Below are 11,776 nucleotides of genomic sequence, written 5' to 3'. Positions count from 1 at the left end.
AGTGCAAGGATTTCGCTTTTGCTTTCATCAGAGACCGCCTAGGGCGGATGCGCGTCTTGCTTCATGCTTGAAAAAGCTGCTGCGTGAAAAATTGACTATGTTTTCTTTATTTGTCTAAATGTGTCTGACATGATGTTTAAAAGCTGCTCATATTGAGATTCTTGACTTGTTTTTTTCACTTGTACGTTAAAGTCCTGTTCAATAAATTGTTTGGGTATCAACTGATCCATTTCTATTTTTGAAAGCCGCTCGGTACACTCCGCTAACAGTTGGTAATCCTTTGCGAGTGTTTGCGGCAGCTTGTATGTTTGAGTAAAAAAAGAATAGCTTGCAGTCTTTTGAATCGTTAGTGCCACCTGTTTTTGAATCAAATAGTGCAATTTTTCTAATTGCGTATCCGTGACGGATCGTTCATCATTTCGTTCAAATAATTGACAGTAATAGTCTAAAAATTCACTATTAGCCATCACTGTCTCAAAATCCGTTTTATTTATTCTCATAAAATGTTCCCCTCTTTTTCTATTTTATGCATCACTGTTTACGACGTTCTTTTCGTTTGTCAGAAAAAAGAGCAGCTCATTTATCTCTTCTACTTTTTTATGGTTAATCATTTCTTGTTAGTTCTTTTCAACGATCAATACTGATAGAAAAAAGGATTAGACTTATAATTGATGCGCTTCCTGATTATTTGCTCCCCTAGTTCGTTAGCAAGTTTTTATTCGTAGGGGTAACAACTGTAACGATTTTGCTTCTCCGCTCGTCATCAAGAGCATGCGAATCGACCATTTGTGCTGCTTGCTGACCGATCTGCTCACGCCAGTTTGTGGATTAGCAACGGTTACGGTTATGTGAAAATTATAAAGAATCTATGCACGATTTTTTTAAACATTTTTTCGGTTTTCATGAAAAAAAAATTAAAATCGTTGCTCTCGAAAAAATGACTAGAAAAAGACAAAAAAAGAAAGCATCCATGATACTCTCTTTTTTGACTATTCTTATTTTGTTAAAAAAGCGATTGGATCGACCAATTGCGCTTGGCTCAAGCTAGGCGATGCACTGACTTCAAAGTGCAGGTGTGCGCCTGTGCTATTGCCCGTACTACCCATGAGGGCAATCGTTTCTCCTTGTTCCACTTGTTGACCAACCTTCACAAGGTTCTGTTGATTGTGTGCATAGAGCGTCGTCATCTCGTCCTCATGGAGAATCGCTACATAATTCCCCCAAGAAGGATGAACCTCTGAACGGATGACCGTTCCAGATTGACTCGCCAGGATTGGGGTCCCAAACGCTGCGGCAAAGTCAACGCCCCGATGAAAGCTTCCCCAACGTGGGCCGAAAGTAGAAGTGACAACGGCTTTTTCAATAGGAAAAAGATACGTCTCACTTGCGGTCACATCAGGTTTTTTCTGATCATAACGGGTCAACGCATAGGCTTCGATCAAAGCTGTCAGCTTTTGATCATACGTCGTATCTGTGGCATACCGGCCAGTCAAATAACGGGCAGCCTCTTGATAAGAAGCCGCTTCTGATTTCCATACGCCTTTATAAAAATCAGACTGCTGCCCGACCCCTTCTTTCAACAAGCGTGCATAGTCCATCAATGACTCTTTGTAGCCAGTATATTGGCGGAACGTTGCCGTGATCGTATAGTGATTTCCCGAACCATCATCTTCTTGTGTCCGAAAAGCGACACCCTGTCCTTGATAGGTTCCTTTGATACCAAAGAGATTGAAGTACGGCGCCTGACTCAGTCTGCTTTGCCCGCCACCTGACTCTAAAATAGCCTGTGCAATCATGACAGAAGCGTACAAATCATTTTTCAAGCCGATTTCTCGGGCATCTTCACCAATTTCTTGGATAAAATCCCACACTTCTTTTACTGGTGTGACCGTCAAGGTCGTTTCGCTACCTTGCTGCGGTGTCGGATCGGATTGACTTGGCGCGCTTGGTGCTTGGGTACTTGGTGGCATGATCGGTGACACAGCCGCAGGTGTTTCTTGACTTGCATCACTGTTTGCTTCTGGTGTCGGTTTCGTTTCTACAGGTTTTGACGGTTGGGGCTTCTATGGCTGCGTCTCAGGTTTGGGTGCTTCAGGCTGTGTTGGTTTTTCTGGTTTCGGTGCTGGCGTTGGTTCTTCTGGCTGAGAAGGCTCTGGCTTACTCGGTAGCTCTGGCTCTGGTTCTGGTTCTGGTTCGGGCTCTGGGGTCGGTTGGGGAACTGGGGTTGGTTCTTCGGTTTGCTCTGTTCCCTCCGGCGCTGTCTCAGATCCTTCTGGTACACTTTCTACAGGTACCGATCCTTGCTCAGAATCGGACACTTGTCCTTCCACTGCTGGAGCGGTTTCTTCGATCGTCCCTGCTGTGCTGCTGTCACTTGCTTGTGCAGCTGTTTCTGATGTTTGGGTAACGGTCGTACTTTCTGATGCAACAACCGCAGCTGAAACTGGCACACCAGCTAAAAGTTGTCCGCAAACCAAAAGAAGCGCTACCCCTTTTTGCGAATGCTTCATAGGCGAAATCCTTTCTCTTTCTTTTTCCTCTTAACAACCTCTATTGAAAAAACATCTTGCCATCCAATTAGTAAATAAATATCAATTCTCTTTTATTATACTACGCTTCGTTTTTTCGACTCAAGCAAATGACTCCCGCCCTAGTGAAAGAGAACGAGCTTTTGGAGAATGGGTCTACTGGTAAAAGATCACGCTTTGCATCCAACGCATTGTCGATCCTCGGCTTCAGCAGTTTTTTTCTGTTGCCTAAGATCCTCTGGCGTCATCAGAAAAAAACACTGTTGTTCAAATGGGTGGCTGCCCGTTGAACAACAGTGTTTCAATTGTCTCTTCTTGCTCCATTGGCTTTTTATCGAGCGTTGGGAGCCTTTCTATTCGTGCTTCGTTTTTCTCAAGTTTATATATGATTTTTGGCAATTGGTTTCTCAGGTTCTTGCTATAATTACTCTGAAGAATTGATATTCTTAGAAATTTTCTGCTGGCAGTCAGAGTCTTCAAGGGACTATGACCAAAAACGCCGATCAGTTGAGGGTTTCATTCTCTGTGCAAATGATTATGCTATAATTATTGAAACTTATTTTGTTGGAGGCTGACATGAAAACATTTCAATTAAAATTCATGCGAAACCGCACGTTGATTCGCTGGCTGCAATTGTTAAATGAATTTGAGAAAAGTCCCACCCGTACATTGGGAGAACTTGCTGAAGTGACCGAAAGCAGTACCCGTACGTTGATTACTGACATCGCTAGCCTGCGAGAGCACTTTAAAGGGGCGATTGCGATCCATACAGCAAAAATCGGGTACCTTTTTGAAGTAATCGATCAGGATAGGTATCGAAAGCAAAAGCAAGAGTTGGTAAAAGATGAACCGATTTTCCAAATTTTAGAAAGTACTTTTTATAATGAGCAACAGTCACTCCTTGATTGGAGCTTAACGCTTAATATTTCTGAACAAGCGCTGATCAGCTATTTCCGAAAAATACAGCCTTTTTTATCCCCTTTCGGTTTAAAAATCAAAACTGACCCCGTCTCTTTGGCAGGTTCGGAGATCGATATTCGGAAATTTTTTTGTCTTTTTTACTACGAGTCTGACATTAATGTCCACACGCTATTTCCTTCGATCCATGTCCAAGATGCGGTGATGGAAATCACTGATCTTTTGGAAACGAATGCCTTACAGAGCTCTTCGTTTTCTTATTTTGCTTATATCCTTTATATTAGCGTGGAGCGCAGCAAACGTGGTTTACTTGCTGCCCCCTCCCCTCAACTCAAGGAGCTGATCAAAAAAAATGATCTGCTGTTTGATTATGAGGCGCTAAAAACCATCATTCGGCGTTATTTTTATTATGAATTCCCTCAAGAAGAAGCCGTCTACCTTTTGACGTGTATCATTTGTCGCCGCAAAATCAACACCGACCTAGCAGCCAGCGAAGCGTTTTGCCGCAATTACAACCAATGGCCAGAGATCAAACAGATCACTGCAGATTTTTACGCACAAAATCGTGGGCATAGTTTGGATGAACAAAAAGACTTGCTTTGGCTAGAATCTTTTTTCATCGTTGTCAAACTCCGTGAATTGTTATCGCCAACGATGAATATCAATATTGACGACCTCAATGACTTTGTCCAAGAAAAGTTTGCCGCAGAATTTGCGAAAAATCGCCAGTTTCTCCTTTCCCACCCGCTTGTAAAAAATCTCTATTCTCTCGATCATTTGGATGATTTTTGTACAAGCCTCACGTTCCATATGGAAGCAATTATTGAAGAGAATTGGGGCAAGCCGCGAATCATTGCCGTTATTTTTGAAGGCAATGAATATGTTTGCGAGCATGCCGAAAGCATTATCCGAAAATATCTAGGGTTTTATCATGAAATGTACTACCCTGATTCAAACGAACTTTCCCATGAGTACTTAAAGGAAAAAAATATCAACTTGCTGATCACCAACTACCCTGAATATGCGACGGAGTATTTGCTGGATGTCGAAAGCGTCTTATTAAAATCGATACCTGATGCTGCCGATTGGAATCATCTCTTGAATCGGATCAATCCAAGGATTTTGCGATTAATTGTACTTGATAATACATGACGATACCAACCATCCGAATAGAAAGAAGCACAAAAAAGCAGCGAAGCGTTGGCTTCACTGCTTTTTTGCGTTCCATTCGATGCAAGACCACTCTACTGGCGATCAATTATTTTTGCTGTCTGCTGCTTATTCGGCAGCTTCAATATCTTTGGCGATTTTTGCGACATCGATCTCCCGCTGCAAGTAGTCTTGGTTGTCGATAGGAAAATGCTGACGAAATTCGGCTAGTTCCATCAATTCGACTTCACCAGCTGCCACTTCAAAGTCTAAGACATGGCCAGCAAATGTCCGATCATCACTAATAAAATGCAGGTGGAAACCAGCAGCCGCAGCACCGTGGAACAACAGCGGGGTAAAGAATCCGACGATCGTTCCGCTGATATTTTCTGCCTGAAATTCTGGCTGATGCTGGATGATCTCAATGAATTTTGGATATGGCTTTTCTTGCTTTGGGGCAACGCGGACGTGCATCTTGGTAAATACCCCATGGATTTTGACAGCGGAAAACAAATTCGGGCTGACTTCTGTCAGGACGTGGTTTTTCACTTCTTCATCGGTCATTTCTTGGCTGACCTGCAGGTGCTTCGCTGCAGAAAAATCAACAACTGCCGCATAGGGGGTTCCTTCATTTCCTTGGAGCACTTGCACCTTGCCCGATTCGTCTACATGGTAGATTTCACCATCTAAAATAATCACTTCACCATTGGAACCAGCCAACGTACCGATCCCAAAATTGCCAGATTCAAGCATTTTGCCGATTTGCTCCGTGCCATCCATTAAATCCTGCATCAACCCACCTAGGGTGCCATGCTGATATAAATAACTTTTGTTTTTCACTTTCATCTTGCTGCTCCTTTGGTCTTAATAAAATTGATCAGGTAGGATCGTTTTGCCCAGATCGGCATTATCTGAATAATCCACAGGGATATCAATGATCACTGGACCATCCGTTGCAAAACCTTCTTCGATGGCTGCCATCAATTCTTGTTTGGTGGTTGCCCGTAGGCCTTTGGCACCAAATGCTTCGGCATATTTTACGAAATCAACGGGTCCAAAATCAACCCCAGAAGCACGATCATATTTCATTTCTTCTTGGAATTTCACCATATTGTAGGTACCGTCATTCCAAATCAAGTGAATGATGTTTTGTTTCAAACGGACGGCTGTTTCTAACTCTTGGGCAGAAAACAAGAAGCCGCCATCGCCAGATACAGAGATCACTTGAGTATTTGGTCGCACGAGCGCTGCAGCGATCGCCCATGGCAAAGCGACCCCTAAGGTCTGCATGCCATTACTAAAGAGCAGATGCCGTGGCTCATAACTACGGAAATGACGGGCCATCCAAATGTAGTGGCTGCCGACATCCACCGTTACCGTCATGTCGTCGGTCACTTCTTGTTGCAAAGCATCGATGATTTCCAGAGGATGCAAGGTACTGTTACTGCCTTCGACATCCGCTGGTTTTTCATTGAGTTTGGATTGTAGCGTCGTTAAATAGTTTTGGGCGTCTTCGCTCAAGTGATACTGATCGATGGCTTTTGATAGTTGTTCAATAATTTTCGCGATACTGCCCATCAATTCAACTTCTGGCTGCATAAATGGATCGATCTCCATCGGTACTTCATCGATGACGATCACGCGGGCATCTTTTTCCGCATTCCAGTTGCGGGCTTCGTATTCGATCGGGTCGTACCCCACAGCGATCACTAAGTCGCTGCGTTTCAACAGCATATCACCAGGCTGATTGCGGAATAAGCCGACGCGGCCAAAGAAATGCTCTTCTAATTCACGAGAAATGATCCCAGCACCTTGGAAGGTCTCTACGACAGGCAACCCAGTTTTTGCAACTAACTGACGAATCGCTTGTGTTTCTTTCACGCCTGAAGCCCGCATCCCTAAGAGTAAGACAGGCAGTTTGGCTTCTTTGATCCGATCGACGAGTGCCTGGATATCTTCTGCATCGGCACTGCCTAATTTAGGCGAAGATAGAGGTTTGATCGCTGCCCCTTGAACGGTTCCGTCTGTCACATCTTGAGGAATGGATAAAAAGCTCGCCCCTTTTTTCGCTGTTTTTGCGATGCGAAAGGCGTTGGCAATACTTTCAGAAAGGGTTTCAGGATCTTGGACTTCACTGCTGAATTTCGTGATCGGCGCAAACAACGCCGCATTATTCATGCTTTGGTGGGTCAATTTTGAAAGGTCAGAACGCTTCACTTGGCCTGCTAGTGCCAAGACGGGATCACCTTCGGCAGTTGCCGTGACCAACCCAGTCGCTAAATTACTGGCTCCTGGTCCACTTGTTGCAATGACGACTCCTGGCTCTCCTGTCAGGCGACCGATTGCTTGTGCCATAAAGGCCGCGTTTTGTTCATGTCGTGCCAAGATCAACTCTGGTCCCCGATCACTCAACACGTCAAACACGCCATCGATTTTTGCACCGGGAATCCCAAAGATATAAGGCACCCGATAATTTTCTAAACTTTCAACAATGATTTCTGATCCTTTTGCACTCACTGTATTACCTCTTTTCAAAAACTGTATTAATCACAATACATATAATAGCACTTTTTATTTATTTATCAACGAAAAACACTTATTAAAATCTGTATTATAAAAACGAGTTTTTTTAGAGAGCGTTTGCATCTGCTTCAGACTGTAGGTGTACGTCTTTCCATTTTTCCGACAAAAAAAGGAGTGGATCGCTCCACTCCATACATCCTTTTCTGTATCAGAACACCGCATAAAAAGAAACTGCTTTCGTCGGTTTCTTATTCTGCAGGGACATTTTTTTCCGTCAGCCAACCGACAGCCAGTGTCATGGCCGCTCGTGCGGCTTGGGTCTGATCCATCGCATTGACCATCACAAAATCATGGATGATCCCTTGCATCCGTGCTTGGGTGACTTCCACGCCAGCTGCTCGTAAATGCTGCGCATAGGCTTCCCCTTCATCCCGCAAGACATCTGCTTCGCCTGTAATGATCAACGCTGGCGGCAGATCGGCTAACTCCTCTTTGGTCGCGCGTAGTGGAGAAGCGGTCATTTGATCCCGCTGTGTTTCATCCGTCGTGTATTGATCCCAGAACCATTGCATGCCTTCTTTGGTCAGAAAATAATTTTCGCCGAATGCTTCATACGAAGGCGTATCAAAGCGGGCATCTGTCACAGGATAGAACAATAATTGCTGTGCGATCGGAATGCCGCCACGGGCTTTCGTTAACAAGGTCATAACCGTCGCCATGCTCCCACCTACGGAATCGCCAGCCACGGTCAAACGGCTAAGGTCTAAGCCTTTGACATCGACAAATCCTGGTAATTGCTGCAAGACCGCATAATTTTGTTCGATCGCCGTTGGGTATTTTGCTTCTGGTGAACGACTATATTCAGGAAAAATGACGATCGAGTTGGTTCGTACCGCCAATTCACGGATCAATTTATCATGAGTCGCGGCACTGCCGAAGACCCAGCCCGCGCCATGGAGATAATAAATGACAGGGAGAATCGCATGATTTCCTTCAGGACGAACAAAACGAACATTGATGGTCCCCCATTCGCCTGTATCTACGGTCTGATCTTCTATCTCAACCGCCAATTTATTGACGGGTGACTCTTGGACTTGTTCCAATAGTGCGCGCCCTTCTTCTGGCGGTAATTCATAGATCCGTGGGTGCGGTGCATTTGCCTCACTAAATTCAACGGCTGCTTTTTCCAACGAAATTCTATCTGTCATACGATTCTCTCCTTTTGTTTGAAATCGTTCGTGTTGACCTTAAGGGTACCACCAAGTCATTCTGATGCAAAGAATCTTGCTTCCTTCTGCTTCCAAGCATTTTGCTCGACAAAAAAGGTGGTTTTTGCACTCTTAACTGCCTTGCCTTCATCACCGATAACTGTAAGACACTCGCTGTGTAAACTTCCCAAAAAACTGAAAGGCGTAGGTAAGTACGTATGAAATTCACATTAGATGAAACACAAAATAACCGTCTGCTCGCTGCTATTTTTCAAGAACTCGCTGTCATAGTCTTTGATCCGCAAAAAGAAGTTGTTTTCGCCAATGCCAACATGACGGATATCCTAGGTTATAGCCAAGAAGAAATCATTGGCTTGCCGCATCGGACCTTTTGTTTTGACCATTACGCTGCCAGTACGGATTACCAAACTTTCTGGAATCAACTACTTTACTCAAAGCAACGGTTTCAAGACAAAATCATTCGGAAAAACAAACAAGGAGAAAAACTGATTTTAGAAGGGATTTACTTCCCCGTCCTCGATGAGCAGCAAGAAGTCGTCAACGTCGTCAAAATCGCTTTTGACATTACCCAAAGAGAACAAGCCTTAGCGGTCACTATCAAAAAAGTGCAAGAAAGTGCGGCTTCCCTGACACGACTTTCTGCCAACGGACACCAGCACGTCGATCATTTGTCAGAGAACTTGGCGCAAGTCAAACTGCTGTCTGATCAAAATCAAGCAACGACCCATGCCTTAGAAATGGATAGCCAACAGGTGACAGCGGTGCTGCATGACATCGACCGCATTGCGCAACAAACCAAACTGCTGTCCTTCAATGCTTCCATCGAAACAGCACGGATCGGCGAACAGGCAGCTGGCTTTCGGGTGGTTGCGGATGAAATGCAAAAATTAGCTGAACAGACCAAGCAGTTGACCCAAACCATTGCCGCAACCATGCAAGCCATCAACCAACAAGCCTTAGTCGTGTTAGATAGTGCCGATTCGACGACCATGAAAATCAGTGATTCGCAAAAAAGCCTCGCTGCCGTTTTGCATTCTTACGACACGCTGCGAACGACGGCCAGTCTTTTAAACGATGAAGCCGAGTATTTATCAGAAACCAACGACGCTGAGTTGGAAACCTAGAAACCAAATGAATAAAAAAAGAGCGCCGCTGTTTGCGACGCTCTTTTTTTTTGACCAATAATTTGATCCCTTATTTGATTTTATTGATACTCAGTACTAGCCAGCCTCCACCTCTTGCAGCAACTGCTGTAATTCTTGCAAAAATGATTGGGTCGTAAAGCCCAATGCTTGAAGAGGAACACGATATTCCTGTTGAACCACCAAAAAACTGCCAAAGATTTTATGTTGGAACGAAAAGGAAAGAGTTTTCCAAATACTCCAGGAAAAACTGGCTATTCGTTTTTCTTTCTTTTCATACGTGCACAAATACACTCGCTCGATACCAAAAAGCAGCCCCGCATTCGCTTTCTTGCCAGTCATCTGTGCCGTTAGCAGTGCCAGAGGCGTCTCCGTTTCAGGCACTTGAAAACTGGTAAGGACTTGTCTTTGCCATTGCCGTGGCAGCACTTGTCTTTCTCCAGAAAAATAGAACAAAAAATCTTGCTCTTGCAAAAAAGCATTCAAACGAGTTTGCCGCTCCTTGACTGGATCGCGTGGCGCCTGCTGAATCAAAGACGTCTGATTCATTGCCGATTGCTTTGACTGCTTGTGATCACTTGAACCCCCTGCCGCTGAGGAGTTTCCCAGGGGAAGAGGATCCATCGTTTGGTTGGCAGCAGCTGATTGACTGATTTTCTTCAGCAAAAAAGCAAGATGCGTCAACGAAAGCTGTTTTGCTGCCATAGAATTGGCATGCGGGCTTTTGGTAGGATCGAAAGATTGTTTGATCACCATTTTCCCACGACAATACAGACAAATCGCCGTGCCAGCGTCCCAATTGACTTCTAGTTCTCCTAAGCAGTGGGGGCATTGAATCGGAATAATATCCATTGAATCATCCTTTCGTTTCGATACAGGTATCGGAGCTATCCGTGGTAAAGATACGGATCGTATTCCAGCTGACAAACGCCAGCAGCACTAGAAACGATAAGCCATAAAAACCGAAATACCAAGTCAGGATTGCTAAAAAAAAGGATCAAGGCAAATTCATACGCCATGTTTTCCAGACCGCTGTAAAATACTGTCTTTCGGACGAGTTTCTTCCTACGGGCTTCAAAAGCTTTCTTCACTGCAGCCGTTGATGCATCCGACTGACTCAATGCCTGAGAAAGTTCTGCTTTGAATTTGCCGTACTCTGAGAAAAACTTGACCTCTGGTACGAGCAAGAAATACCAAGTCGCAAGACAAGCAATCAGCAGGATAACCGCTGAAGCGAGCAGACTAAAGGCAACAGCAGGCATTAAAAAGCCACCAAAAAGAAAATTAAAAAGGGTCCCTGAAATTATTCCGAATGAAAAAAAGGTATAGCAGAACTGCCATAGGACACTGCTGGTTTTGGAAAAACTTTTTTTCACTTGCACGAGCTGTTCACATTCAGGAAGCTGGGTTGGAAAAAGACGTTCAGCATCGGTGCCATCAGCCACGAAAGAATAGGTTTGGTTTCCGTACTTGAATTCGCCAATGTAATAAGGAAAATACAGTTTTTCCGTATCACATTGTTTCGGAAAAAGAGTCAGTTGAACCTCATTGGCAACCTCAGCTCCCACCAAATGGTCTTTGGCTTTTGCTTCAAAGACTTCCAATAAATGGGTATCAGCAAGTGCTGCTTCTCTGGAAATATCAAAGGGCAGCACCTGAACGTCTTGGCTAAGTGCCGAAAACTGCTGCATATCCGTGCAATAGGCGGCACCTTTTTGAAGATGCAGCGGCAGCTTGCCATTGATACTGTAATCCGCTTCTTTTTGGGTATCCGTAGGAAAATATTCATTGAAAACCGTTGTGTTTCCGCTGTTATGTAAAGAAATGTCGGCAGTAATGCGCCCACTCTCCCTCTGCTGTTCCTCGTGGACATAGCTTCCTCTCACTTGCGCATCATAAGCAATTTGAAAATAATATATCGGGATGAATACACGTTTTAGATGAACCATCTCTAGTTCAAAAAAGATACTTTCCGAGATGGTCTCTTGCCAGGCTAGTTTATTTTTCAATGCCTCTTCACATGCCTTTTCATCATAGGCAAACGGATAAAATCCTTCTTTGACGGTCCCTTGAATGCGTGGCAACTCTTTCAGCGAGACGACTTGGTTTGTTTGTTCCTGTTTTTTTTGTTCTGGTTTGATCAACAGCTCATTCAAGCAATACTGACAGACTGCTTTTCCTGAGTCCCAATCAACTTCTAGACGCCCTAAGCAACTGGGGCATTGGATTTGTGTGATTTTCATTTTTTCTCCTTTTTTATGAATCATTTTTTTCAACAAGATGGCTT

The 11,776-nt window shown here is 44.2% G+C and carries 7 protein-coding genes and 2 pseudogenes; 2 read left to right on the top strand and 7 right to left on the bottom strand.

Annotation, left to right across the window (positions count from 1 at the left end):
* Window positions 1-95: 95 nt before the first annotated feature.
* Window positions 96-500 (bottom strand): hypothetical protein, encoded by a 405-nt coding sequence (locus QN079_RS00920; RefSeq protein WP_015508781.1) that lies wholly within the window; start codon window positions 498-500, stop codon window positions 96-98.
* A 495-nt stretch (window positions 501-995) separates the two neighbouring features.
* Window positions 996-2,510: pseudogene (locus tag QN079_RS00915) on the bottom strand (glucosaminidase domain-containing protein).
* A gap of 594 nt (window positions 2,511-3,104) precedes the next feature.
* Between QN079_RS00915 and QN079_RS00910 the strand changes: the two are divergent.
* Window positions 3,105-4,598: an AcpB/EbpR/MafR family transcriptional regulator gene (locus QN079_RS00910; protein ID WP_289230247.1), complete on the top strand. Its 1,494-nt coding sequence runs from the start codon at window positions 3,105-3,107 to the stop codon at window positions 4,596-4,598.
* Between the two features lie 126 nt (window positions 4,599-4,724).
* Here QN079_RS00910 and budA read toward each other — a convergent pair whose 3' ends face one another.
* From budA to QN079_RS00895, 3 genes are all read right to left on the bottom strand, one after another.
* Complete coding sequence (gene budA / locus QN079_RS00905; protein ID WP_289230246.1) at window positions 4,725-5,441, bottom strand: acetolactate decarboxylase; 717 nt, start codon at window positions 5,439-5,441, stop codon at window positions 4,725-4,727.
* Window positions 5,442-5,459: 18 nt separating this feature from the next.
* Window positions 5,460-7,112, bottom strand: coding sequence for an acetolactate synthase AlsS (gene alsS / locus QN079_RS00900; RefSeq protein ID WP_289230245.1), 1,653 nt, complete (start codon window positions 7,110-7,112; stop codon window positions 5,460-5,462).
* A gap of 254 nt (window positions 7,113-7,366) precedes the next feature.
* Entirely contained in the window at window positions 7,367-8,326 is a 960-nt protein-coding gene (locus tag QN079_RS00895) for an alpha/beta hydrolase (RefSeq protein WP_289230244.1), read from the bottom strand.
* Window positions 8,327-8,544: 218 nt separating this feature from the next.
* Between QN079_RS00895 and QN079_RS00890 the strand changes: the two genes are divergently transcribed.
* Window positions 8,545-9,471, top strand: a complete 927-nt coding sequence (locus tag QN079_RS00890) for a methyl-accepting chemotaxis protein (protein ID WP_289230243.1) — start codon at window positions 8,545-8,547, stop codon at window positions 9,469-9,471.
* Between the two features lie 96 nt (window positions 9,472-9,567).
* Here QN079_RS00890 and QN079_RS00885 read toward each other — a convergent pair whose 3' ends face one another.
* Window positions 9,568-10,341 (bottom strand): hypothetical protein, encoded by a 774-nt coding sequence (locus QN079_RS00885; RefSeq protein ID WP_289230242.1) that lies wholly within the window; start codon window positions 10,339-10,341, stop codon window positions 9,568-9,570.
* A 4-nt stretch (window positions 10,342-10,345) separates the two neighbouring features.
* A pseudogene (locus tag QN079_RS00880) lies at window positions 10,346-11,732 on the bottom strand (hypothetical protein).
* Window positions 11,733-11,776: the final 44 nt, after the last annotated feature.

The sequence above is a fragment of the Enterococcus sp. FZMF genome (assembly GCF_030263915.1).
GTDB classification, from domain to species: domain Bacteria; phylum Bacillota; class Bacilli; order Lactobacillales; family Enterococcaceae; genus Enterococcus_D; species Enterococcus_D casseliflavus.
Note: the sequence above shows the minus strand (reverse complement) of the source record. Positions and strands in the feature narration are given on the sequence as shown.

What these genes read in the sequence shown, in the direction of transcription:
- QN079_RS00890 (WP_289230243.1), top strand. Translation starts at nt 8,545, where the DNA reads ATGAAATTCACATTAGATGAAACACAAAATAACCGTCTGCTCGCTGCT.
- QN079_RS00885 (WP_289230242.1), bottom strand. Translation starts at nt 10,341, where the DNA reads ATGGATATTATTCCGATTCAATGCCCCCACTGCTTAGGAGAACTAGAA.
- QN079_RS00910 (WP_289230247.1), top strand. Translation starts at nt 3,105, where the DNA reads ATGAAAACATTTCAATTAAAATTCATGCGAAACCGCACGTTGATTCGC.
- QN079_RS00920 (WP_015508781.1), bottom strand. Translation starts at nt 500, where the DNA reads ATGAGAATAAATAAAACGGATTTTGAGACAGTGATGGCTAATAGTGAA.
- budA (WP_289230246.1), bottom strand. Translation starts at nt 5,441, where the DNA reads ATGAAAGTGAAAAACAAAAGTTATTTATATCAGCATGGCACCCTAGGT.
- QN079_RS00895 (WP_289230244.1), bottom strand. Translation starts at nt 8,326, where the DNA reads ATGACAGATAGAATTTCGTTGGAAAAAGCAGCCGTTGAATTTAGTGAG.